General features: G+C 42.8%; 37 protein-coding genes. All 37 read left to right on the top strand.

The features are described 5' to 3' along the window. Positions 1-90: 90 nt before the first annotated feature. The 37 genes from CHY_RS07925 (at position 91) to CHY_RS07750 (ending at position 23,990) form a co-directional block, all read left to right on the top strand. A complete protein-coding gene (locus CHY_RS07925) occupies positions 91-321 on the top strand; it encodes a helix-turn-helix transcriptional regulator (protein WP_011344591.1) in 231 nt (76 codons plus the stop codon). A gap of 14 nt (positions 322-335) precedes the next feature. Beyond that, positions 336-539 (top strand): hypothetical protein, encoded by a 204-nt coding sequence (locus CHY_RS07920; protein ID WP_011344590.1) that lies wholly within the window; start codon positions 336-338, stop codon positions 537-539. A gap of 100 nt (positions 540-639) precedes the next feature. Further along, on the top strand, positions 640-1,074 hold the full coding sequence (locus CHY_RS07915) for a helix-turn-helix domain-containing protein (RefSeq protein WP_011344589.1): 435 nt from the start codon (positions 640-642) through the stop codon (positions 1,072-1,074). 17 nt (positions 1,075-1,091) lie between these two features. After that, positions 1,092-1,322: a helix-turn-helix domain-containing protein gene (locus tag CHY_RS07910; RefSeq protein WP_011344588.1), complete on the top strand. Its 231-nt coding sequence runs from the start codon at positions 1,092-1,094 to the stop codon at positions 1,320-1,322. A gap of 244 nt (positions 1,323-1,566) precedes the next feature. Continuing rightward, positions 1,567-1,791 carry a hypothetical protein gene (locus CHY_RS07905; protein WP_162485079.1) on the top strand — a complete coding sequence of 75 codons (225 nt, stop codon included), beginning with the start codon at positions 1,567-1,569 and terminating at the stop codon, positions 1,789-1,791. Next, complete coding sequence (locus CHY_RS07900; RefSeq protein WP_041537718.1) at positions 1,792-2,025, top strand: hypothetical protein; 234 nt, start codon at positions 1,792-1,794, stop codon at positions 2,023-2,025. Further along, positions 2,026-2,325: a hypothetical protein gene (locus CHY_RS07895; protein ID WP_011344585.1), complete on the top strand. Its 300-nt coding sequence runs from the start codon at positions 2,026-2,028 to the stop codon at positions 2,323-2,325. 14 nt (positions 2,326-2,339) lie between these two features. Beyond that, positions 2,340-3,221 (top strand): phage recombination protein Bet, encoded by an 882-nt coding sequence (bet, locus tag CHY_RS07890; RefSeq protein ID WP_011344584.1) that lies wholly within the window; start codon positions 2,340-2,342, stop codon positions 3,219-3,221. Between the two features lie 88 nt (positions 3,222-3,309). Next, positions 3,310-4,134 (top strand): DUF5131 family protein, encoded by an 825-nt coding sequence (locus CHY_RS07885; protein WP_011344583.1) that lies wholly within the window; start codon positions 3,310-3,312, stop codon positions 4,132-4,134. 27 nt (positions 4,135-4,161) lie between these two features. Beyond that, positions 4,162-5,205, top strand: coding sequence for a replication protein (locus CHY_RS12785; protein WP_011344582.1), 1,044 nt, complete (start codon positions 4,162-4,164; stop codon positions 5,203-5,205). Continuing rightward, the gene (locus CHY_RS07870) at positions 5,177-5,896 is read left to right on the top strand and encodes an ATP-binding protein (RefSeq protein WP_049752089.1); all 720 of its coding nucleotides are present in this window, start codon (positions 5,177-5,179) and stop codon (positions 5,894-5,896) included. The genes CHY_RS12785 and CHY_RS07870 overlap by 29 nt, the downstream gene beginning before the upstream one ends. 77 nt (positions 5,897-5,973) lie before the next feature. Further along, positions 5,974-6,288, top strand: coding sequence for a hypothetical protein (locus tag CHY_RS12780; RefSeq protein WP_226986697.1), 315 nt, complete (start codon positions 5,974-5,976; stop codon positions 6,286-6,288). Continuing rightward, complete coding sequence (locus CHY_RS07860; RefSeq protein ID WP_083757295.1) at positions 6,251-6,820, top strand: Holliday junction resolvase RecU; 570 nt, start codon at positions 6,251-6,253, stop codon at positions 6,818-6,820. The genes CHY_RS12780 and CHY_RS07860 overlap by 38 nt, the downstream gene beginning before the upstream one ends. Before the next feature lie 136 nt (positions 6,821-6,956). Continuing rightward, positions 6,957-7,394, top strand: coding sequence for a DUF1492 domain-containing protein (locus tag CHY_RS07855; RefSeq protein ID WP_041537717.1), 438 nt, complete (start codon positions 6,957-6,959; stop codon positions 7,392-7,394). A gap of 703 nt (positions 7,395-8,097) precedes the next feature. After that, positions 8,098-8,550: a terminase small subunit gene (locus CHY_RS07845; protein ID WP_011344576.1), complete on the top strand. Its 453-nt coding sequence runs from the start codon at positions 8,098-8,100 to the stop codon at positions 8,548-8,550. After that, positions 8,537-9,799, top strand: a complete 1,263-nt coding sequence (locus tag CHY_RS07840) for a PBSX family phage terminase large subunit (protein WP_011344575.1) — start codon at positions 8,537-8,539, stop codon at positions 9,797-9,799. The genes CHY_RS07845 and CHY_RS07840 overlap by 14 nt, the downstream gene beginning before the upstream one ends. Further along, entirely contained in the window at positions 9,799-11,235 is a 1,437-nt protein-coding gene (locus CHY_RS07835) for a phage portal protein (protein WP_011344574.1), read from the top strand. The genes CHY_RS07840 and CHY_RS07835 overlap by 1 nt, the downstream gene beginning before the upstream one ends. After that, on the top strand, positions 11,235-12,668 hold the full coding sequence (locus CHY_RS12775) for a prophage LambdaCh01, head morphogenesis protein SPP1 (protein ID WP_011344573.1): 1,434 nt from the start codon (positions 11,235-11,237) through the stop codon (positions 12,666-12,668). Before CHY_RS07835 ends, CHY_RS12775 begins: the two co-directional genes overlap by 1 nt. Next, on the top strand, positions 12,658-12,963 hold the full coding sequence (locus CHY_RS07825) for a hypothetical protein (protein WP_011344572.1): 306 nt from the start codon (positions 12,658-12,660) through the stop codon (positions 12,961-12,963). Before CHY_RS12775 ends, CHY_RS07825 begins: the two co-directional genes overlap by 11 nt. A gap of 136 nt (positions 12,964-13,099) precedes the next feature. Then, positions 13,100-13,537 (top strand): hypothetical protein, encoded by a 438-nt coding sequence (locus tag CHY_RS07820; RefSeq protein WP_041537715.1) that lies wholly within the window; start codon positions 13,100-13,102, stop codon positions 13,535-13,537. Positions 13,538-13,549: 12 nt separating this feature from the next. After that, the gene (locus CHY_RS07815) at positions 13,550-13,915 is read left to right on the top strand and encodes a hypothetical protein (RefSeq protein ID WP_011344571.1); all 366 of its coding nucleotides are present in this window, start codon (positions 13,550-13,552) and stop codon (positions 13,913-13,915) included. 151 nt (positions 13,916-14,066) lie between these two features. Next, positions 14,067-14,771, top strand: a complete 705-nt coding sequence (locus CHY_RS12770) for a hypothetical protein (protein WP_162485078.1) — start codon at positions 14,067-14,069, stop codon at positions 14,769-14,771. 141 nt (positions 14,772-14,912) lie between these two features. Beyond that, positions 14,913-15,212 carry a hypothetical protein gene (locus tag CHY_RS12765; RefSeq protein WP_162485077.1) on the top strand — a complete coding sequence of 100 codons (300 nt, stop codon included), beginning with the start codon at positions 14,913-14,915 and terminating at the stop codon, positions 15,210-15,212. A gap of 1 nt (position 15,213) precedes the next feature. Then, positions 15,214-15,372, top strand: coding sequence for a hypothetical protein (locus CHY_RS13175; RefSeq protein ID WP_162485076.1), 159 nt, complete (start codon positions 15,214-15,216; stop codon positions 15,370-15,372). Positions 15,373-15,585: 213 nt separating this feature from the next. After that, positions 15,586-16,176, top strand: coding sequence for a capsid assembly scaffolding protein Gp46 family protein (locus CHY_RS07805; RefSeq protein WP_011344567.1), 591 nt, complete (start codon positions 15,586-15,588; stop codon positions 16,174-16,176). Positions 16,177-16,197: 21 nt separating this feature from the next. Further along, positions 16,198-17,148: a major capsid protein gene (locus tag CHY_RS07800; RefSeq protein WP_011344566.1), complete on the top strand. Its 951-nt coding sequence runs from the start codon at positions 16,198-16,200 to the stop codon at positions 17,146-17,148. 49 nt (positions 17,149-17,197) lie between these two features. Next, positions 17,198-17,326 (top strand): hypothetical protein, encoded by a 129-nt coding sequence (locus CHY_RS13475; protein WP_011344565.1) that lies wholly within the window; start codon positions 17,198-17,200, stop codon positions 17,324-17,326. Between the two features lie 13 nt (positions 17,327-17,339). Then, the gene (locus CHY_RS07795) at positions 17,340-17,822 is read left to right on the top strand and encodes a DnaT-like ssDNA-binding protein (RefSeq protein WP_011344564.1); all 483 of its coding nucleotides are present in this window, start codon (positions 17,340-17,342) and stop codon (positions 17,820-17,822) included. Further along, positions 17,819-18,112 carry a hypothetical protein gene (locus CHY_RS07790; RefSeq protein ID WP_011344563.1) on the top strand — a complete coding sequence of 98 codons (294 nt, stop codon included), beginning with the start codon at positions 17,819-17,821 and terminating at the stop codon, positions 18,110-18,112. Before CHY_RS07795 ends, CHY_RS07790 begins: the two co-directional genes overlap by 4 nt. Then, positions 18,112-18,495, top strand: coding sequence for an HK97 gp10 family phage protein (locus CHY_RS07785; RefSeq protein ID WP_011344562.1), 384 nt, complete (start codon positions 18,112-18,114; stop codon positions 18,493-18,495). The genes CHY_RS07790 and CHY_RS07785 overlap by 1 nt, the downstream gene beginning before the upstream one ends. A gap of 1 nt (position 18,496) precedes the next feature. Then, positions 18,497-18,856, top strand: a complete 360-nt coding sequence (locus CHY_RS07780) for a minor capsid protein (RefSeq protein ID WP_011344561.1) — start codon at positions 18,497-18,499, stop codon at positions 18,854-18,856. Positions 18,857-18,869: 13 nt separating this feature from the next. Further along, positions 18,870-19,277 carry a phage tail tube protein gene (locus CHY_RS07775; RefSeq protein ID WP_011344560.1) on the top strand — a complete coding sequence of 136 codons (408 nt, stop codon included), beginning with the start codon at positions 18,870-18,872 and terminating at the stop codon, positions 19,275-19,277. Between the two features lie 15 nt (positions 19,278-19,292). Continuing rightward, entirely contained in the window at positions 19,293-19,616 is a 324-nt protein-coding gene (locus tag CHY_RS07770; RefSeq protein ID WP_011344559.1) for a hypothetical protein, read from the top strand. Positions 19,617-19,657: 41 nt separating this feature from the next. Beyond that, positions 19,658-19,921, top strand: coding sequence for a phage tail assembly protein T (locus tag CHY_RS07765; protein WP_162485075.1), 264 nt, complete (start codon positions 19,658-19,660; stop codon positions 19,919-19,921). Further along, positions 19,922-22,300: a prophage LambdaCh01, tail tape measure protein gene (locus CHY_RS12760; RefSeq protein ID WP_011344557.1), complete on the top strand. Its 2,379-nt coding sequence runs from the start codon at positions 19,922-19,924 to the stop codon at positions 22,298-22,300. It abuts the gene before it with no gap. Beyond that, on the top strand, positions 22,290-22,643 hold the full coding sequence (locus tag CHY_RS07755) for a DUF6711 family protein (RefSeq protein ID WP_011344556.1): 354 nt from the start codon (positions 22,290-22,292) through the stop codon (positions 22,641-22,643). Before CHY_RS12760 ends, CHY_RS07755 begins: the two co-directional genes overlap by 11 nt. Before the next feature lie 12 nt (positions 22,644-22,655). Next, complete coding sequence (locus CHY_RS07750; protein ID WP_011344555.1) at positions 22,656-23,990, top strand: hypothetical protein; 1,335 nt, start codon at positions 22,656-22,658, stop codon at positions 23,988-23,990. Positions 23,991-23,992: the final 2 nt, after the last annotated feature.

The following is a 23,992-nucleotide window of genomic DNA, read 5'->3' as shown; positions in this document are numbered from 1 at the left end:
TTGCAAATTCAAAAATAAAACTTGACAATATGCAAAGATAGGTTTAGAATAAAATCAAAGATTTGCAAAATGCAAGGAAGGAGGGAGACAATGAATAAGCTGAAACAATTACGCAAAGCCAATGGGCTTACCCAGATGGAGATGGCCAAAAAATTAGGTATATCTGAAAGTTATTACTGTCAAATAGAAAATGGTACGCGAAGGATGTCTTTGAAAACTGCTCTTGATATAGCTGCAATTTTGAAAGTTACTCCTAATGACCTTTTTTTACCCTCTAACTTTGCAGAACGCCAAGAAAAACACCAGACCAAAGCGGGGTAAGGAGGTGAGGGAGAGTGGGGAAAAAGTACATCGACATCTGGGAGCTTAAAAAAGGCGATAAGGTGATGGATCCTGATGGGATGGTTTGGGAGGTAAGGGAGATTGTTCGGAGAGAATATGCCGGATTTTTTCTAAGAGCAACTGGTTGGGATGATAACGATAAGTTTCGTATGGTACAAGGTTATCGGGACAAAACCAAAGTTTGCATTGTGGCTTAATTTAGCCCCACCGCTTGCGGGGAATCGGGGTAGGGCCGGGAGGGAAAGCGATAATGACGATTTCTTAACTTAATTATCTTCCACGAAGGGAGGTGAGGCAATGAAAGGAGATTGCAGCAATATTTATAAAATTGCAAGAAAAAATGCAGGGCTGACACAAGAAGAGGCAGCAGAAATGCTATACGTTAGCGTTAGAAGTTTAGCCGATTATGAAAGCGGTAAAACAATTCCTCCGGACGATGTAGTAGAAAGAATGATTGAAATTTACGATGCAAAGTACTTAGCTTATATGCATTTGAAAAACTCAACTAAAATTGGCAGGAGATATTTGCCGGATATTAGTTTAAATGACATTTCCAGGGCTGTACTTAAGCTGCAAAAAGAACTAAACGATGTAGAGAAAATTAATCCGGAAATAATTGAAATAATTTGTGATGGAGAAATTGATGAAGATGAAAAGCCAAGATGGCAGCGCATTACAAAAGAAATCAACGAGATGGCAGGGGCAGCATTAACTGTGGTTTTCTCAGGTTAATGAGGGAGGGTGAGAAGATGAATTATGAGGATATTCCAGAAGTGCTGACGGTGGAGGACCTCAAGAAAGTATTGAAGATTGGCACCAACAAAGCTTACGAGATAGTGAACCAGGTATCGTTTCCAAAAGTTAAAATCGGCCGGCAAATAAGAATACCGAAAAGATTGTTTCTTCAATGGCTTGAATCTCAGGCATTTAAAGATGATGAAAACATTAGACGCTTTTATCCGCCAAGGAGAGTTCTTTAAAAAAGAAAAAACGGCTTTCAAAGCCGCATACTAAAACATCCCAAATTCATTTTATCACTGACAATGTGAGGTGTCAATGAATGAAAATGATGGCCAAGTTTGTAGGGAAAAATCGAGAATTCAGACAATGGCTTAAAGGCTTAAAAAGATGCAACAAAGCTTGGGAAAGGCTTAAAGTAATTTATCAAAATTTGGAAAGGAGCGCTTAAGCATGTGGATAGGCCATAATGGAGAAATGTTCAATATGGACAATGTTGCGAAAATATCCTCGGATATTGATGAATACCACGAAAACTTTATTGCATCAGTTTACTTTATAACAACTGCTGGCGAGGAAATAGTTTTCGCAAGAAGAGCTTTTCAGAATGAATATCATGCAAAACGATACATTGCGAATGTGCTGGAAATTGTAAAAAGCTTTTTAAAAGCATCGGATTTAGAGATTGAGATTATCAAGGAGGCGGTTTAAATGCGGAAAGTTTTTTATACATGCGATGTTTGCAATCGTGAAACTACAGAAAACAATATTTATGCACTTAAGATTTCAAGTTTTCCACCTGACGCGCGTTTTTGGCGTGAAGTAGATTTAGATATATGTTTTGATTGTTTGGCGAAAGTTGAGAAAATGCTTAATTTACCAAAACATTATGATGGACGCAACAAGTTGACCGGAAAATTACAACATAATGAGGAGGCGGTTTAGGTGGCGGTGGAGCTCGTGAGAGAGCTGGAGATAAATGAATTGCCAGCTGAAATTGATAGGCTTCGGCGGATGATTCAGGAGCTGGAAGCTGAAAAGAAACAGCATGAAGAACGGCTGAAAAACTGGATGAGGAAAAACGGTTTAGAGAAAGCAGAAATATCAGGGTATATTTGCTCGATATATAAGCAAGTAAGAAGGGACTTGGATAAAGAAGAGTTAGCTAAAATACTTGACTTAACTCCGTATATTCGGGAGCGAGTTATTGAAGGCTTTAAGGTTACTAAAAAAAAGGAAAAGTAACGGAGGGATAGCATATGGATGAGAACACAAAAGTAGTTGCTTTGTCAGAAAAACAAGGGTTACCTAATATGACTTTTACAAGAGATCAAATAGAACTAATTAAACGAACTGTGGCACGAGGTGCTACGGATGACGAATTAGCACTTTTTCTATATCAAGCAAAGCGTACTGGATTAGATCCGCTAACAAGACAAATTCACTTTGTAAAAAGAAAACAACGGCAGCCTGATGGAAGCATTGTTGAAGTCGGAACTATTCAAACTGGGATAGATGGCTTCAGAGTTATTGCGGAAAGGTCTGGAAAATACGCAGGTCAGTTAGGGCCATATTGGTGTGGTAAAGATGGACAATGGCGCGATGTATGGTTATCACCAGATCCTCCTGTTGCAGCTAAGGTTGGAATTTTGCGATCTGATTTTAAAGAACCAATCTGGGCTGTAGCAAGGTTTGATGCTTATGCTCAAAGAAAAAGTGATGGAAAACTTTTTGAAAATTGGGCTAAAATGCCTGATTTGATGCTAGCAAAATGTGCTGAAGCATTGGCTATAAGAAAGGCTTTTCCCCAAGATTTGTCTGGTATTTATGCGCATGAAGAAATGGGGCAAAGTTATATACCTGAACAAAATAGAATCGCAGAACCAGAAATTATCCCGTCTGAAAATGGTAACGATAAGGCTACTGAAAAACAGCGCAAAATGATCTTTGTGCTTGCCAAAAAACAAGGTATCTCTGAAGACGAAATAAAAGCAATCATTCTAACGAAGTACGGTGTCGACAGTACAAAGGAACTGACGAGAGTCCAAGCCAGTGAGCTTATTGATAAATTACAAAACAATGAATTAGAAATTGAAGAAGTACCGGAATATGAGTCTGATCCGGATTTACCAGGAGCATAAATAATATCACGGCGGGCGGGCTTTTCCCCATCTATCCCATCTTTCCCCCACTCAGCCTGCCCGCCAAAACTAAAGGAGATGAGAATTAATGAGGCGGACTAATATAGAATGGGCCGATGCAGTATGGAATCCAATTACAGGTTGCACACCGGTATCAGAAGGATGCCAGAACTGCTATGCCAAAAGGATGGCATATAGGCTGCGTGGTAGGTGCGGGTATCCGCAGGATGAGCCGTTTATGGTTACGTTGCATGAGGATCGCCTATTAGAACCGTATCGGTGGCGTAAACCACTGCGGGTTTTTGTGTGTAGCATGTCAGACCTATTCCACCCCGATGTTCCAGATGAATTTATTTTCCGGGTTTTACTTACAGTGAAACAAAACCCACAACACATCTTTATGATTCTTACCAAGCGACCAGAACGGATGCAGGACTTTTTTAAGAGATGTATTCATGGCACAATTAAAAATTTATGGCTAGGTGTTACAGTTGAAAACCAAAAAATGGCCAATAAACGAATTCCAATATTACTTCAGATACCAGCAACTGTACGGTTTGTTAGTTGTGAACCTTTATTAGATCCAGTGGATTTATCAAAATGGTTAGGAATATGCGAAGGTTGCGGAATGCCAGCAACCAAATGCGGACCTGTTTTATGGCGTAAAGGTCAAAAATGTTGTCCGGAATGTACTCACGATTTCTATCTTAATTGGTCTCTTAATTGGGTCATTGTCGGCGGCGAAACCGGTCCCAAACGACGACCTGCAAACATTCAGTGGATTCGTAGTTTACGAGACCAATGCGTAGCCGCCGGTGTACCATTCTTTTTAAAGCAGATGGAGATCAGCGGTAGGATAGTGAAGATGCCCGAGTTAGACGGAAAGATTTGGAATGAGTATCCAAGTGCCTAAAATAATTATGGGCTGGAGGGCTGACAAGTGGCAAACCCACAACCTGATGAATTTACAAGAATCTCAAACGAACTTTATACAGCCATAATGCAGGCCGATTTTACCAAGAGACAAAGGAATATTATTGACCTTGTAATTCGTATGAGCTATGGATGCGGCAAGAAAAGCGCTATTCTACGACCTGTAGATTTCGAACTCGTCGGGGTTTACAAAACTCACGTACGAAAGGAACTAGATTATTTAGTAAAAGCCAAAGTCCTGATAATAGATGGAAATAGAATTTCAATAAATAAGGACTACGACCAATGGAGAATTAGCTTAGTAAAGGGCGCTGACAAAAAACGCTTCGATGAAGTTCTCCGAAGAAACATTGAGGATAGAGAAAAAGTTACCGTTTTAGTAACTGAGGAAGGAGAAGATAGTTACCAAAATGGTAACCATCAGGTCAATCAGGTTACCAAAATGGTAACTTCAAGGGATGAAAAAGTTACTGAAATGGTAACCGAAGTTACCAAAACAGTAACCTGCCCTGAAAATGGTGGTTACCAAAACAGTAACCAGCAGGTTACCAAAACAGTAACCGAGCGTGCCACGGAAGCCTTGAGCCCCAACGGTTACAGGGAACCGAAAGAAAATATTAAAGAAAATACTGGGGTGTGTATATTACCACTTCCCCCCAAAAAGAAAAACGAGCCACAAAACATCGAGGATATCCTGAGCCGTTACCAACGATATACCGATGAGCAGTTAGCTATTATTCGCAATTACTGGGAGACCATTAGATTTACCAGAAAAACTGCAAAGATTGCACCGACTGTCGTTGCCAAAGAGATGGACTATTGGGAACGCTTTCCTGTTGAGATTGTAATGGAAGCTCTGGATATTCACTTGCGTAAATACCAGAGCAAACAGGAAGATTATACGGCAGGCATAATGCGCCGTTTACTTAAAGAGCGTGAACTTAAAGGAAAACTTGAAGAAAAGGGAGTGAAGTTAAATGGACAAGGCCGCCAACCTCCTGATGCGAGAGAGGCCATCAACCTTGACAAATTCCTTTGGAAAGGATCATGAGTATTGTCCAGACTGTAAGGACCGGGGAATCATCATAATTGACAACAACACAGCCCGGATATGCCATTGTCAGGAACAAAAACGCTTGGAAAGGCTTTTTAAAAGTAGCCAGATTACCCCGGCCTTCCGTGCAAAGACCTTTGAAAACTTTGTGACGGACAATCGGCCGCCCATTATCAAAGCAATGTTTGAATGTGCAAGAGATTATGCCCAGCGCTTTACAGAAATTCAAAAGCAAGAAAATAACTGGTTGGTATTTCTTGGAGAACCGGGAGCCGGCAAGACTCACCTCAGCATGGCGGTTGCAAATTGGTTATTGGCCCGGGGAATTCCAACGTTGTACTTCCAGCATGTAGAGGGTCTTGGAGAGCTAAAAGATTTGCTTAGAAAACAAGGAGAAGAGGGTATAGCAGCTAAGTTGGAACAAATGAAGAAGGTCGAGCTTCTCATCTGGGACGACCTCTTTTGGGGAAAAGAACAACCAAGAGAATTTGAGCTGGAAATTACCTTTGAAGTGCTTAATTACCGGTATTTGAACCTTAAGCCCACTATAATCAGCAGTAATCGGACCCCTCAACAATTGCTAAAGATTGACAACGGCACAATAGGGTCGCGGATTGTCGAGCGGGGCAAGGGCCACATGGTGGTTGTCCAGGACCATGAAGCTAATTACAGATTAATGGGGGAGTAAATATGGCCAAAGCGGGGTTAATTGACAAATGCTTTGATTGCATTAAAGCTGACAGAAGGCCAAGAGGTGCTTACCACATGGGAACCGATCCACTGATGGAGAATTATCTGGCCCTGGCTGTGAGTATTCTGGCTAATGCAAGCCCTGAATTAGCTTTTGAATACTTGGACAAAGGGAAGCCTATTGGATGGCGGAAACGAAAAGACATTACCGAAGAGGATGTCTTGGATATGGTAAAGTTGAAGAATGAACATCGACTAACATATAAACAAATTGCTGAAATCTACGGTATGAGCAAAGATGCTATACGCCACAGAATTCAGCGGTATTCAAAAAGGATATGGAGGCGGCAGGATGATAAGGCAGCAGGCCAACCGGGGCCGACCGCTTGAAGAACTGATCATCATGGCCAACCGGCAGTACCGAGCACAACGCCGGGCGGTTATCCACAAAGTACCCACAGCATGGATACCACTCAGGGATAGCCGGGGGCGAATAGTAACCGCAAAGGTAGAGGAAAAGGCCGCGGTGGATTTTTTAGGGACCTACCGCGGTCGCTCTCTTGCTTTTGATGCAAAACATTGCGCCGGAGAGCGAATCAGATGGGACCGTGTGGAAGACCATCAGGCGCAGTTCCTTGAAGATTGGACCAGAGACGGCGGAATTAGCTTTATCCTAGTAGGATTTAACATGAGTCGGTTCTTCGTCGTACCGTGGGAGTTTTGGAGAGATGGTATATTTCGATGGAAATACGAGGAAGGGCCTGCTTCAATCTCAATAAAACAGATGTGTCCGGAATGGGAGACCAGACTGGGCGGCCGGGCTACCCCGGACTATCTTGCTGTGGTAGACAAACTATGGTTTGGAGGGGAGGAATCGGGATATACTTGGTGGACTGTCCAGAGGAAGAAAGGGCGGAGATAGAGCTTGAGGAGGTTGGCTGATGGCGTTGTGGAAAACCGATTGCGGTAAGGCAGTGTACTTAGATGAATTCGGATTTAAAAAGACTATTTGGCACAGTAAACGGTATGGCAAAAAAGCTGGGTAAGGAGGGACCGGAATGGCGGTGTTGGAACGCAGTATTTATAAAAAAATAGAATGGTATCTTTTTAATTACTTTAATATTCGTAGAGAAATCAATGAATACAGGGATGAAGTTCTTAATAGCGGACGACAGCTTATTGAGCAAGGCGGAGGAGGTATAAGCCGCCATTCCGATCCGACTGCGCTTAAAGCGATTAAACTGGCAAGCAATGCGGAAATTGAAAAATATGAAAAATGGATTAAGGTTATTGAAAAAGTCATAGAACACTTTAAGGGGACAGAAAAAGGGAAATTGTTGCAAATGAGATATTTTGATGAGTACGCAGAAAGATATATTTGTAACAAGTTGCATATTGAACGGACTACATACTTTACATGGAAGAACGAAATAGTGCTTTATACTGCAATGTTGGCAATACAGTATGGTTTAATTAAAGTTGATAGAATAGCTTAAAAAGTTCGGGACTTTTTTCGCAAAAATATGTAGTAAAATACTACCGTAGAATAGTGTAAGCACTCGGAAAGCCGGGTGCTTTTTAGTTTATATTGTTGGCGATTGCACAGCAGGATATGTAGGAGAAGGCCCGCGAGGTACTATAAGAATATTACAAGAGTGTGGATTTGATTTTGATGAAGAACTTGTATACAAAAACCATAATTTTAAGTTAAAAAAATAATTAATTTTAAGCAGGAGCCTTCGGGCTCTTTTTTTATTGGTAAAGGTAGTGCCTTTATAGGCGGGTACAACACCCAAGCATAAAAAAACCGCCAGGGTGGGGGCGGTGGGTGAGAGGGAATATAGGAAGTGCAGGAAAATCCCTCCATATTGTCGAATAAAGTAACATAAAAATGAATTGGAGGGGTAATGATGGAGAACTGGACCCCATGCCCAAGGTGCGGGTCAAACCGGGTGCAAAAAATGAGTAAATGGGCATTGTCAATAGCTTTTCTTAGTAGTGCTGGATGTTTAATTTGGGTGGCTTTTTTAATCCCACCGTTGTGGATTGCTGTTCTAATATTAATTTTGTTGGGCATTATAACACCATTAGGCAAAAGCTTTTGGCAATGCAAAGATTGTAATTATACATGGGATGTAAAGGAAAATAAGGCACCGTAAAGGTGTCTTTTTTGTTGGATAACGAGGTGGGTGAGGTGATGTGGCAAAATTAACAGAAAAGCAAAAAAGGTTTATTGACTACTATATCGAGACAGGAAATGCAGCAGAAGCAGCAAGAAGGGCAGGATATAAAGGAAAAAACTTAGATGTTATTGGAAGCCAAAACTTAGTAAAACTTAGGATTTACATCGAAGAAAAGATGAAGCAGAAAGACAACGAACGCATTGCTTCACAGGATGAAGTCTTGGAATTTCTTACAAGGGTTATGCGGGGATTAGAAACCGAGGAGGTTGTTGTTACTGAAAACAAGGGGGATTATATAAGCGAGGCAAAAATTATCAAAAAACAAGTATCAGCAAAAGATAGAGTAAAAGCAGCAGAGTTATTGGGCAAAAGATATGCACTGTTTACCGAAAAGGTCAACGTTAGCGGCAATATGGGCGTGGTAATTGTTGACGACATTGAGGATGATAACAATGATGGAGAAAATTAAGCTCAGTGAATTAATAGCACCGAGCTTTTATGAAATACACAACGATATAAAACACAACAGGTATACACACTATTGGCTAAAAGGTGGACGTGGCAGCGGTAAATCCTCTTTTGCAAGCATAGAGATAATACTTGGGATGATGAAAGACCCTAACGCTAATGCAGTGGTTTTGAGAAAAGTTAAAGAAACGCTAAAGGATAGTGTCTTTGAACAATTGATTTGGGCAATTGAGAAATTGAAAGTAAGCGACTATTGGGATATTAAACATAACCCAATGGAGATGACATATATCCCAACGGGGCAAAAAATACTTTTTAGAGGTGCTGATAAGCCTAAAAAAATCAGATCTACGAAAGTATCAAAAGGCTATATCAAGTTCATTTGGTATGAAGAAGTTGACGAGTTTAACGGCATGGAGGAAATACGAATCATCAATCAATCATTGATGCGGGGTGGAGAACAATTTGTTGTATTTTACACTTATAATCCACCTAACAGAGTAAATGCGTGGGTAAACGAAGAGATATTGATTGAGAGACCAGACAGGAAAGTTCATCACAGCACATATTTAACTGTTCCTCGTGAATGGCTTGGGGAACAGTTTTTAATTGAAGCAGAGCATTTAAAACGGATTAACGAGAGAGCTTACCGACATGAGTATTTAGGGGAAATTACCGGAACTGGTGGGGAAATTTTTAGTAACATTACAATTCGAAAAATTACCGATGATGAAATAAAAGCATTTGACCGCATCCGCCGGGGAATTGACTGGGGTTATGCAGTAGACCCCGTTCATTATACAGTTTGCCATTATGACCGCACTCGGAGGCGGCTTTTTATTTTTTATGAAATACATCAGGTTGGTTTATCAAACAGGCGCCTGGCTGAGTTAATCAAGGAGGAAAACAAATTAAACTCACCAATAACCGCAGACAGTGCAGAACCTAAATCTATTGCCGAGTTAAAGAGTTATGGGCTGAAAGTATACGGTGCAAAGAAAGGCCCTGGAAGTGTTGAATTTGGGATTAAGTTTTTACAGGATTTAGAGGAAATAGTGATAGACCCGGAAAGATGCCCGAATACAGCCAGGGAGTTTTTGAATTACGAGTTAGAAAAAGATAACAACGGCAACTTCAAAGCCGATTTCCCCGATAAAAACAACCACAGCATTGATGCTGTTAGATATGCTTTAGAAAATGACATGGTTGAACGAAATAGAACGGTGGTAGACAAACCAAAAGGTTGGTGATGATTTTGCTGACAAGCTTAGATTTTCTTGCGGTAGGCCATAAATGGCCGCCGCCGACAGAACTGGAAAGGCTTCAACTTTACGACAACAACCGGAAACTGTTCGAGGGCAAGCACGACCAGGTTTATTCGCAGTGGATTAAACTGCTCCGGAATGACCAAGCGGCAACGCTGGAGATAATCCTAAACTGGCCTAAGCGACTGAGCACACTTTGGGCAGACCTGCTTCTGGGCGAACCTCCGAGAATATCGGCGGGCGACAGGAATAGCCCGGAGCAGCAAAATTTGGAGCGGTTAATCAAAGAAAACCAGCTTTATAATGTGGGCTATGAAGTGGTTTTAGATACAAGCCGCTTTGGGACGGGCCTCTTTAAGGTGCGCTACGACAAGCGGGGAATCATTGAGGCCCAGCAACCGGCGGTATGGTTTCCGGTAGTGAAGCCGGAAAATGTGAAAGAGATTGTGGCCCATGTCCTGGCTTATGTGGTTGAAGAAACCGCTTCGACTTTGCTGGGCGAGAAAAAACAGCAGTATTTGATTGCCGAAATTCACGAGAAAGGGAAAATCACTACTCGAAGATATGCGCTTAAAGATGGCAGAATTGCCGGGCTATTGGAGGAGGAAGAAGTTTTAACTGGAGTGGATGACTTCCTAATAGTGCCGGTAAACAACATTGTCACTTCTGACCGTGTCCACGGTATTGACGATTACTCGGATTTGGACAGCATAATTCAAGAACTGGAGATAAGAGTAGCGCAAATAAGCAGAATCCTTGACAAGCACGCGGATCCAAACATGTATGGTCCGGATACGGCGCTGGAGCAAGATCCTAAAACTGGCGAATGGTCATTCCGAGGTGGTGGCAAGTACTTTCCCGTAGGACCGGACGAAAAGCCACCGGGTTACGTCACCTGGGATGGCCAGCTTGAAGCTGCATTTAAGCATATTGAGATTTTGATGGAACAACTTTACATTCTAAGCGAAACTTCACCTGCGGCGTTTGGGCAGCTTAAAGCTGGGTTAGCCGAAAGTGGAAGTGCACTCCGTCGCCTTATGATGGCCCCGCTGGCAAAAGTAAATAGAATTAGAATGCGGTTTGACCCGGCGCTCAAGAAAGTTCTCCGGCTTGCGAGTGAGCTTGAAGTAGCCCAGGGCAAGCCGGGAGCTGTGAAGCTGGAAAATATCGAGATAACCTGGAACGACGGCCTACCGCAGGACGACAAAGAACAAGCGGAAATTCATTCCATACTGGTACAAAATGGGCTGGAAAGCCGAGAAACAGCAATACGGCGATTATTCCAGTTTGAAGCGGATACTTTGAGAGAAGAACTTATGCGGATAACTGCTGAGGCAAATGCACAGGTACCGTTGGTATTTAAGCCGACGATACAACAACCAGAGCAAATAACGCCGTCTAATGCTGGCGGTGAAGAATAATGCCATTGGATGAAAAATTAATCCAACAACTTATTGAACTTTACCGCCGGGGCTTTGAGGAAATCCTGCAAATCATAATCACCAAAGAAGCCAAAGGGCAGGCAATAAGCTACTGGAAGGATATGCTCAAGGAAGTTTACGACATCCTAAACCAGCTTGATGAAGAAACGCGAAAATGGGTACAGCAGGTAATAGGGCAAGTGTATTCGCAGGCCTCGGCCGAAACATGGGCTTACCTTAACAGCTTGGGAATGGCAGTAAAAGAAAACCCCAGCTTTGCCCAAGTTCATCAAAGGGCAATAGACGTGATAGCCCAGAACATGGTATCGAGTATGCACGAATCGTTCCAGTTTATTGGGCGAAGAGTTAACGATGTATTCCGGCAGGTGGCATTAGAAGAAACCGGACGCAAAATGGCCAGCGGTACCACGATAAAGGATATGAAACAGAGGGTGATTCAGCGGCTACTTGACCAGGGACAAACAGCTTTTGTGGATAAGCTGGGGAGAAAATGGCGGTTAGATAGCTACGCAGAAATGGTGGCCAGAACGACTACCAGGGAAGCGGCAAGCGCGGCCACGATAAACACCTGCCGAGAAGCGGGACTTGATTTGGTGAAGATAACGACGCATTATCCTACCTGTGAGAAATGTGCTCCGCTCCAGGGTAAGGTATTTAGCATCTCCGGCCAAGATAAGCGCTATCCAAAGTTGACGGACGAATACAGGCCGCCAATTCATCCAAACTGCCGGCATACCCTGCAACCTTATATAAGAGAACTTGACCCTGACGCGGAAAAAGTGGAGAAATATAGTAATACCTCACTCACGAAAGACCCAAGAAGCGAAGAAGAAAAGCAAGCATACAAAGAAATGCGGGATGCGGTGACAATAGCGACTAACAGGAGAAGGGCAAGGGAAGTATTATTAAGTAAAAATTATTCTTTACAAGATAAAATGGAAGCGTATAAATTACTAAATAAAACTTATGAATACACGGGGAAAAAACCTGTTGGGGTTGATGGCCAAATAATTAAGCATTATCAATTGAATGAAGATAAATACAATGTTATAATTATAACAGAAAACATTATCAATAATGGCCCAAGTTGGAAGAAAAACAAAGATATTGAACATCTTAGGAAAAGAAAAAGGCTTGGGCAAATTCCTGAAAGTTGGGGGTTAGAGGAGTATAACCATAAAATACGTGAATTATGCTCTAATCCTAATAATGAAGTATATTTATATTATAAAAAGGGTTTTAAACAAAAATATTATGTTTTTGGGGATAAAGAATGGATTGCGATAATTGGGCAAGATGGCATAATCGATACTGCATTTAAAATTGATAAAATGAGTTATGAGGAATACATTAAAAAAGAGGGTATGAAATATATGGGTACCATAAAGGAGTTGAGAGCCAATGGACAATGATAAGTTAATTAAAGATTATGAGCTATTTGTAAAAGGAGAATGGGATTTAAGCCCATTTGAACATATATATGAACTCAACGGCAGGGATATTATCGAAGAACGAATGAGTACTTTTTCGGATGACGAAAAGGAAAAAGTTAAAGAATATGATAAGATTCTCGTTGAAAGGGCACCATTATTTTATAAGGTGTTAAAGGGTTTTTTGGAGGCGGAACAAAAAAATAAGCCTAAAACTCATTGGTGGTGGTATCTTAATGAAGTTGTCGAAGGAAAACTAAACCCACAAGTGAATTAATAACCACCCAACCAAAGCGGTTGAGGTGGTATTTTTATAAGCTCAGCTACCAAGAGTAGATGGAGTTCCTAAGAAGCGTCTAAGTGAGACTTAGGCGCTTCTTGCGTTATAAGCATATTAAAAAGGAGGAGATATTATGGCGGTAACAGCCAAATGGTATGGCCAAGCACTTAAAAATATTTTAAGCGGCAACGGAGTAAACTGGACAGGAGACACGATTAAGGTAATGCTTTGCACCAGCGCCTACACGCCCGACCAAGACACTCACCAGTTTAAAAGTAGTGTAACTGGAGAAGTTGCAGGGACGGGTTATACAGCTGGCGGCGCAACATTAGCGAACAAGACAATCACCTATGACGCCGCAAACAACAAAACGATTTTAGACGCCGACGACGTTACTTGGGCAAACAGCACGATAACGGCCCGGTATGCGGTAATATACAAAGACACTGGCAACGCGGCGACCAGTTTACTACTGGGATATATTGACTTTGGGGCGGATGTAGCCAGCAGTAACGGAAACTTTACCATTCAATGGGACGCAGGCGGAATATTTACCATTACAGCGGCATAAGGGGGCTAAATTATGCGGGTAGTAATTAGCCAAGTAAAAGCAGTCCCTTCCGCACGATATGGTTTTGTCCCAAGATGCGTCCCGTGGGAGATAAACCTTATTCAAGACCCGAACACCGGGATGATAGAGCAAGAAATAAATATAAGCGTAAGCATGACCTGCAAGCACGGATACCCGGCGGCAGACGGCACAATTACCTTTTTCCCAACACCGGAGGAATTAGCCGACAGCCCGGTTCCTGTGCTGGTAATAGCAGTAATTTACAGCGGAGAGATAGACGAAACAAAGGTCTTAAAGGAAATTAGCACCGAGGAAGATTGGCAATGGCTTTACAACACTTACGGGGTGACGAAAGAACACTTAGGCATCACCGGATAAGGCGGTGATATAAATGGCTGAAATAAGGTATTATACGAACGATAACCTGACGGTTAACGGGTTAACAGCAAAGGCGTTTAAAACCACAAACAGCACGGCATCAGAATATGTTGAAGTTGTTGACATAGATTATCCCGGAATCTGGAGTAGTATGGTTTATGTTCGTGCGAGCAACGGAGTGGAAACCCTAATCGGTTCAAACGTTGCGACGGTCAGTAGGCAATTTGCAGGAAGTGGGGTTCAGGTTGCCACTTGGAACTGTCCAGCCCGAACACTCGCCACAACAGACGCAATCGTTATAACCGAAACAGTTAAACTTAGCTTAAATAGTAGTAGTAGATTTATCACCGAACAGCTAAACAAAACCAACCTTGAAGCGTCAACGTGGACATTTTATCGCTATACAGAAAAGGAAGTTGTAGACGAATATGAGGTTTACGCACGATTTCGTTTTGGCGGAAGTTATAATAGCCGGGTAGAGGGAATTGTTTTAAGTGGTGCTTCCGCTACTCCGGTAACCGTCAATGCAGTTGTGGCCGCGGCAACAAATGCAGCATTAGCACCGGCAATAACGGCCCAGCAGAACGCTGCCATAACCGGAGCAATCGCAGATACACAGATAACCGCAATTAGCCCAGCGGTGAAAGTGGATGCGGTAATAACGGCGGTAAACACCGGAGTAAACGGAGACGCGATAAGTCCGGTTGTGGTAGTGCCTGTAACGGTGGCAGTACCAGCAGCAACGGTAGATATAAGCGCAACAGCACCAGCGGTAAGCAACGAAGCCAAGACACAGGCCACAAGCGCAACCGCGACAGCGCAAGCACCGGCACCGGCAATACTGGGCGCTGGGTAAGCGGTAGTAAGCGCTTCAATAACAGAAGCGACAGCAGAAGCAATAAGCCCGAATGTGGCAGTAAAGGCAACAATTCCGGCACCAGCGGCAACGACGACGGCAAATGCAAATGCACCAGCAGTAACCGGCCAGAAGGAAGCTGTGATAATCGCACCAACAGCGGCAACCACGACGATAGCAACCGCACCAAGAGTAATGGCCGGGGTAAGGATAGAAGTACAGGCAAGCAATATTACCGCAGAAGCCAATGAAGCTATCCCGAGTGGAGAAGCGAAGATAATGGCGGTAGTTTCTACCGTGACGCTGACGCTGATAAAACCGGCACGGGTAGACGACGGCAGGATAAGGCCATTGACTTATAAAGTTTATGAACTGCGACTGGATGACCAGAAGGTCTACGAACTGCGACTGGATATAACTCAAAAGGAGGTGGTGGCGTAAGATGAAGGTCGGCGAAAAAGGAACGCGGTTGATATTTCGCTTCAAGGGCAATGATGGGAATACAATATCGCTGCAATATCTTGAAAGCGCCACCATTACTTTTGAGTTGCGGGGGCAGAAATGGACGAGGGAGTGCGTCGTTGATAAGGTAAATAATTAGGTTTACTACGATATGGAGGCAGATGATCTGAAAACAGATGGGGTTATGTTTATGGAGTTAAGCCTAACTTTTGATGATGGGAAGGTATTCCGCAGTGAAACCATTAAAGAAAAAATTTTAACTGCGCTTTAGCTCATAACTTATTTAGGTGGTTTTTATATTACGGCAACGTGCGCCGGTTAAGCACGGAATAAGTTAAAGGAGGTAGCATTTATGAATGATGATGCTTTAAACAAAACCAATTCCAATCCTGCTGACGCCGGGCAGGATAATCAAAACAACAAACAGGCGGAAACTAAAACCTTTACGCAAGAGGAGTTAGAGCGGATTATCGCTGAACGCCTCAAGCGGGAAAGGGAAAAATTCAAAGACTACGCCGAGCTAAAGAAGGCGGCAGAAGAACTGCAAAAACTCAAGGAAGCCCAGATGACCGAACAGGAGAAACTTCAGGCCAAACTCCAGGAGTATGAAAGAATACTCCAGGAAAAAGAACGTGAGACCAAAGAAGCTCAAATCCAGGCAACTAAAGTGAAGGTATTGACTGAACTGGGCTTACCGTTAGACCTTGCCGGACGCATCTTCGGAGAAGATGAAGAATCAATCCGGCAGGATGCGGAAGCGCTCAAAAAACTGCTTGGCATAGCCTCAAAACCAATTGGGGGAGGAACTAACCCGACAACAACAAATAGCGGGATACAAAATCCCTGGCGTAAGGAAACTTTCAACCTTACTTTACAAGGTAAAATTCTCAAAGAAAATCCTGCTTTGGCTCAAAAACTCATGGCTGAAGCGGGAGTAAAGTAACGAAAGGGAGGATGATGAATTATGACTACCAAAATCGCTGATGTGATTATTCCTGAGGTGTTTAATCCGTATGTGATACAAAGAACCATGGAACTTTCTGAACTTTATCAAAGCGGTATTCTCTCTACCGGTGAAGAGTTTGACCGCTTGGCCTCCAGCTCGTCCCATGTTGTCAATATGCCCTTCTGGAACGACCTTACCGGAGAAGACGAGGTTTTAACCGACCAGGGGGCATTAACACCTGGCAAGATTACTGCTGGACAAGATATCGCAGTAATTCTCCGTCGGGGTCGTGCATGGGGAGCTAATGACCTTGCCGCAGCTTTAGCCGGCGACGATCCAATGCTGGTAATTGGCGACCTTGTAGCTGACTACTGGAGACGGCGGATGCAAGCGGCTTTAATCAGTATCCTCAAAGGTGTATTCGCCGCTCCGACAATGGCAACTAATTTACACGATATTTCTGCTAATACCGGAGATGCTGCCAAGTTTACTGGCGCGACTTTTATTGATGCTTTGCAAAAGCTGGGAGATGCCAAAGAAAAGCTTACAGCAGTAGTAATGCATTCTGCAGTTGAAGCTGCGCTTTCAAAACAAAATCTTATCCAAACTATTCAGCCGTCTGAGAATATGCCTCAAATTAAAACCTATATGGGCAAACGGGTAATCGTAGATGATAGTTGCCCTGTTGATACCACTAATGGTGTATTTACCACTTTCATCTTCGCCCAGGGGGCTATCGGATACGGTAACGGCAACCCTGTTGGCTTTGTACCAACTGAAACCGACCGGGACAGTCTGGCTGGCGAAGATTACCTGATTACCCGGAAAACCTTCATTTTACACCCACGGGGTGTTAAGTATGTAGGCGCACCCAACCCCAGCAATACCGAACTTGAGAACGGGACCAACTGGGAACGTGTCTATGAACCGAAAGCGATTCGTATGGTAGCATTCATTCACAAAATTTAAGCGGGGGACAGGGCAATCCTGTCTCCTGCTCTTTTTAAGAGGTGGGAATATGAGCGTTACAGCATTCAATAGAAGAAGGCGAGAAATGCAAAAACAGTTTGACGAAGCAGAGAAAAAAGTTGCCAAAGAGCAGGAAAAAACGCAACCAAAGAAGAAATCTCCCGGCAAAAACAATTAAGGAGTGATGCCTTATGGCCTTAAGCTATGTAGACCTGACCGAAGCAGAAGAATACTTTGCCGGGAAGCTTTTCGCAGATGAGTGGCATAATGTAGATAGCAAAACAAAAGAAAAAGCTTTAATTGAAGCAACAAAACGAATTAATCGCTTGCAATTTAAAGGAATAAAAGCCAACCCGACACAGCTTTTAGAATTTCCCAGAGCTTATCCTTCGATTGGTACACAAAACAACAACAAGGGATTAAGCTTTGGTTTTAGCATTGGTTACGTTTACGAAGACACGATTAACGAAAACGTAAAAGCCGCAACCTGCGAAGAAGCTCTGGCTTTGCTGAAATACGGCAATAGTGCCAGGACAAAAGCGCAGGAACAAAATGTGGTCCGGGTAAGCTTTGGAGACGTAAGCGAAGAGTATAAAGCAAGCTTAAAACTGCTGAGCAAGGAAGCATTGGAGCTACTAAAGCCCTATCTTGCCGGGGCGGTGGCGATAAAATGACGGAATACTTGAACCAAACTGCAAAATGGTACAAAAAAATCGGTACTGATGCTTACGGTAAGCCAATTTATGCAGCTCCGGTTGAAGTGCCTTGCAGGTTTGAAGGTGGGATGAAGCTAATCAAAGACAAAAACGGCAAGGATGCAGTGAGCCAGGGAAAATTTTACGTCACATTTAAGCCTGGGATAGAGGATAAACTGGAATATGAAGGCAGAGAGTATACAATCCTGAATTACGAGGACACCGTCGATTTAGACGGTGTTTTTGTTTACCGGAAGGTGTGGGTATAATGGCGGATTATAAATTTGAATGGCACGGGGAGAAGGTATTAAGCAAGGTTGATAAAGCTATAAGGACCGCATTACTTACTGCTGGAGCCGACCTGCAAAGGAAGTCAGCAAAGCAAGCGCCAAAAGAATACGGTGACCTGGAAGCAGATTGCAAAGTTAGTGATATTAAAAATGAAGGCAATCGATTTTATGTCACGGTTGGGTACAGCTTACCTTATGCGATAAAACAACACGAAGACTTAACTCTAAGGCATCCAAACCCAAGAAGTAAGTTATCAGTGCCAGGAAGAAAAGCAAAATATCTTGAAGATCCTTATAAAGAAAACGTAAATAAATACGAAAAATTAATTGCTAATGCCATCCATGAGGAAATAGGTGATTAACATGTTAGAAACCATTGCAAATTACCTGCAACAGCAAGGATTAGCAGTGTTAAGAGTAGATATGTTTGTTGGCATTATGCCTGATACTCCGGACGATTGCGTCGCACTTTTTGAAACTGGCGGTTTTAAGCCGGAGTTAGTAACAGCTGCTTTGGTGGAATACCCTACCTTTCAGGTGATGGTGCGGGGAAGTGAATACCAGTCGGCACGGCAAAGAATAAACGAAATTTACAAAACATTACACGGGAACACTTCAATTTTTTATTTGATTGCTGCCCAGCAGAGCCCGGCCTATCTTGGCACGGATAAAAACGGGCGGTATGAATTCAGCGTGAATTTTAAGGTGACAAAAACTTTTTAAGGGGTGAGGTAAGATGGCGCAAATGGGTGTTGATTTTTTACTTTACGTTAATACCAGTACGGATCCGGCAACTCCTACCTGGGTTTTAGTTGGCGGTCAAAAAGGTGCCACTTTAAACCTGTCAAATGATGGAATAGATGTAACCACCAAAGACAGCAACGGTTGGAAAGAAGAAGTTCCTGGTTTTAATAGCTGGAGTATAGACTTTGAGGGGTTAGCACTTGAAAGTGATAACGGGTTATCGGCTATAGAAACCGCTTACATGAACCGGCAAACCATAAAGGTAAAACTGGAAATGCCCAGCGGGACAACCTATACTGGAAATGCACGGATAGAAAAATTTAGTTATGATGGGCCTCACGATGACCCGGTGAATGTGAAAGGTACTTTAGCCGGGACCGGGGCTTTAACAAAAGCTTAATAACGAGGTGAAATAATGCGCGTTAAGACTGTTAAAGTTGCAGAAAAAACTGTAACCGTTAGGGAATTGAAAATAAAGGAAATAAAAGAAACAGTAATCCCGCTTATCACCGAAGCCTTTGGCGAAAACATAACAAATAAACAACTTGATGAGCTTATCCCGTTTTTACAGGAAAATCTATTGAAATTATTCCCGGAGCTAACTCAGGAAGATTTAGACGAAGCGTATATGTCGCAAATTGAAGAGTTAGTGGAGGCCTGGCTTGATGTGAATTTTTTCGGCGTGAAAAAAATAATAAAGCCCTTGCTATCCTTCAGCCAGCAGGTTACGCCGAAATAATAGTGTTACTGGCCAGTGAATTTGGATGGACGCCGGATATAGTGGACGGATTAACGGTCAGAGAGTTAAACGATATTCTAAACTCTCTGACCGATTTTATTTCTATTAGGGATTATAAGGAATGGAGCAAATTTGCATTTTTAGCTGCAACAATGGCTAATTTGTTAGCCGGGAAAAAAGGAAAAGCGTATGAAATAGAAGATTTTATTGGACCGCCACCGTGGGAAAAGAAGAAGCAAAAGACAAAGGAAGAAATGCGGGAAGAACTGGAGGAACTAAAGAAAAAGTTAGGTGGTGATGTGTAAATGGAAGTAGGACGGCTTTTTGTTTTGATGGGCGTAGATATGAGCAATCTCATAAGAAGTTTAAAAGAAGCAGAGTTAAGGGTGAAAGATTTTGCTGATGAAACCAAAAAACAATTCAAAGATTTAGGAGAAAACATCCAAAAAGTTGGCGAAAAAATGTCGCTTGCCATAACAGCACCATTGACTTTTATTGGCCGGCAAATGGTTAACACCGCTATGGATGCCATAGAAAGCGAAAACTTATTCGAGGTTTCCTTTGGTAACATGGCAGATGCAGCCCGTAAATGGAGCGAAGAAACAGCTAAAGCGCTGGGAATTAGCGCTTATTCCCTGCGCCAAAACGCCGGGATGTTTTTTACCATGTTTAAAAGCATGGGTTTTTCAAACGATGCCGCTCTCCGTATGTCGGAAAGCTTGACCCAATTATCGTATGATATGGCTAGCTTTTACAATTTAAAGCCCGAAGAAGCCTTTGAGAAACTGCGTGCTGGAATTACCGGAGAAACTGAACCATTGAAAGCGCTGGGTATACTTGTTGATGAAGAAACGGCCAAGCAATATGCCTACCAGACTGGTATAGCAAAGACCGGAGAAGAACTATCCCAAACTCAAAAAGTTATTGCAAGGTATGGGCTTATCTTAAAACAAACCGCAGCAGCACAAGGCGACCTGGCACGGACAGCAGAAAGCCCGGCTAACCAGGCCAGAAAATTAAGGGAACAATGGCGGGATTTATCGGTAACGATTGGCAGTATTTTACTGCCTGTAATTACTCGAATGATAGACCTTTTAAGTAAAGCTATTTACATTTATCAGCAATTACCAAGACCATTGCAGGTTGTGACTGTTGCTTTTACGGTGTTAATAGCTGCTGTTGGTCCGCTATTAACGGTATTCGGAGCACTGGTAACAATCCTGCCACAATTAACAGCTGGCTTTGCTGCTTTAAGTACAGTTTTAGCAAGAAACCCGATTGTTGCAATAGTTATGGCGCTTGCTGCGGCTTTCGGTATGTACTGGATAAATGCCCAATTAGCTAAAAAAGCCAATGAAGACATGGCCAAGACCAATCCAAACGAAATCTATAAAAAATATACCGATATTTTTAAGGAAGCGACAAAGGCCACAGCTAACACAACGAAAGAAATAAAGAAGTTTTTAGCAGCATTTGATGAAGTGTATAACGTTATCGAAGAAACGGAGCAAGCAAATTTGGGGAGTGCGGTAGAGAACCTGCTACCTGAATGGGATATAACCACTCCTACAACGCCAACGGAAGGAACAGGGGAAAATGAAAGTCCATTAAAACCACCGCCGATAGTACCCCCGGCAAGAAACCAGCAACCTCCCTGGGGTGCAACGCCACAACCAGCAGAAGAAACAGCAGGAACTTGGGAGCGAGTAAGAAACCGTATAAGTGAGATATGGGAAGAATTACAACGGCGCTGGGAGGAAGTAAAAAGCAGGTTGCAATGGCCGATACCGGCACCAGCTTTAGCTCCTGAATGGCAAACAAAGTTACAAAATGTCTGGGAAGGAATTAAACGCGGCTGGGAAACAGTCAAAAACGGAATTGTAGTTGGCGTCCCGTCGCTGGTAACCGGAATTGCCACAAACCTGGCCACACTACCGGGCCGTTTGCAAACAACCTGGAATACCGTAAAAACAAGTGCCAGCACAGTTTGGGGCAATATAAAGGAAAAATTCCGGGAAATAATAAGTGGCATCCCTGGCCTTGCACAGACTTATGCGACGCAAATCGGGCAAAAATTAGAACCGGTAAAAACAAAGGCACAGCAGGTATGGAACACCACAAAAGAAAAATTCAGGGAAATAATAAGCAGTATTCCCAGCCTTGCACAGACTTATGCAACACAGATTGGGCAAAAATTTGAGCCGTTAAAAGCTACTGTTAGAAGCGTTTGGGAAAACATAAAAACAAACTTTAATACGATAATCGGGAGCTTGCCGGGCTTAGCGCAAGGAATAGCGACTAAAGTTGGTAATTTTTTAAGCGGAATATGGGAAAAGGTCAAAGGATTAAAAACCGAGTTAAGCGCACTTGCAGGTGGCGGATTGGCCGCGCTTTTAGCTGCATTAGGGAAACGAATACTGCCCAATATCCCAATCCCAGCTTATGCCTCCGGTGGAATCGTAACCACTCCACAGGTTGCTCTGGTAGGGGAGAAAGAACCAGAAGCAATAATTCCACTCTCAAAACTGGATGCATTACTTAGCAGCATACAGGGCGAGCAAACAGTAATAAATTTGAACATTGGTACTTTAGTCGCAGATGAAGCAGGTTTACGAGAATTGGAACGCAGACTTGCAAGAGTAAGAATTGACGAACAAAGGCGGGTGGTAATGAGTGGCATTTAAAATTAACGGCCAAGTCATGCCAACACCACAGGATATAGGCCTGGAGTGGTATGTGTTAACCAAATCCGGGCGGGTAGCTTCTGGGAAAATGACAATGGAATATGTGGCCCAGAAGCGAAAATTAAACTGCAAGTATACACTTTTAAAAGAAAGTCAGCTAAACGCAATTAAAGCGCAAATTTACCAGCCTGGTAGGGTTTTTTTCACGGTAACTTATGATGATACAGACGGCGAAAAAACGATAACCTGCTATGCCGGAGCAATCAAAGCTAAACCGCTTACGAGGGATAGCTCCGGGGAAATGTTGTACGAGAATGTGGAATTTGCGCTAATCGAACAGTAAGGAGGGGTGGCGGTGATAAATACCAGCGGGGAGTATAAAGAAAAAATTAAAGCTGATTACCGAGAAATTGTCCCAAAAGTGGAAGTATATTTTGATGCCACCCCGACTGTTTTTACCGAGGATGACATTGTGAGCCTGAGGATCTTAGAAGAATTGCAGAGCTTCGTTAACGTCCCGGTAGGTGGGATTTCCGCTAATGAACTAATACTGACATTGCGCAATGACGAACGGCAATTTACACCAACCAATACTGCTTCGCCGTATTACAATAAAATCAATCCCAGGATAAAAGTTGTCCCGTATTTAGGGGTAAGATTAAGCACCGGGACCGAATATATACCATTAGGCCAATATTACCTTTACAGCTTGAGTGCGCCAGCAGACAGCGTCGAGGCAACTTTTACTTGTTATGACGACCTTTTTTGGATAGGCAAAAAAAAGGGGAATTCATCTAAAGTTTATACCAGCGTTACCGCAAAAAAGGCTTTTGAAATTATTTTCAACGCCTTTGATGTAACAAAATATTACATTGATGATAGTTTGGCTATTATAACTATTCCGTATTTCTGGCTAACCGACGAAACCGCTGGCGAGATATTGCAGAAATTGGCACTTGTTACCGGAGCCAATGTTTATGCTGGCCGTGATGGGAAAATTAACGTTAAAAGGCAATCAACAGCCGGGACTCCGGTAATAACTATGACGGACAACGATTTGATTATAGCCGGAGAAAACCCGCAACGATATGATAATTATTACAGTAAACTTACTGCCAGAATTCATTATTTTACACCGGTAGAAGATAAGCTATTGGAAATAAGCGGAGAGGAAATATCACCGGGAACTACGGCACTGCCAGAGTATGCTTTCGATATGTCGCCGGTGTTAAACATAAAAGACATAACCATAACAGAGGCCGCAAATATTACTGCCAATGCAGTGGAATATACTGCAACAAAAGTAATTTTAACCGTAAACAACAGCGGAGCAGTGGCAGAAAAGCCTTTAATTACCATAACCGGGACGGCATTAAAGGATAAAATGTCCAGCATATCTTTTGCTAACCCGGTAGTATTTGACGAGCGTGAGTTGGAGATTGACAGTATTTACATTCAAAACTATGCGGTGGCTCAGAATATTTTAAACAATTTGCAACAAGTAATCAGCGACCCATACGCAACAGTAGTTTTGGAGACGCGAGGCGACCCTTCTTTGGAACTTGGTGACATTATAACGGCAATAGATAATGCTGATAAGCTGGGGATCGTGAATTTACTTATTTACCGGCAGAATATAGATTTTACGGGCGGCCTTTCGGTAACAATCGAAGGCCGGAAGGTGGGATAAAA

The organism is Carboxydothermus hydrogenoformans Z-2901 (assembly GCF_000012865.1).
In the GTDB taxonomy this organism is placed as follows: Bacteria; Bacillota; Z-2901; order Carboxydothermales; family Carboxydothermaceae; genus Carboxydothermus; species Carboxydothermus hydrogenoformans.
The sequence above is the reverse complement of the archived record's forward strand: the minus strand, read 5'-3'. Positions and strand labels throughout refer to the sequence as shown.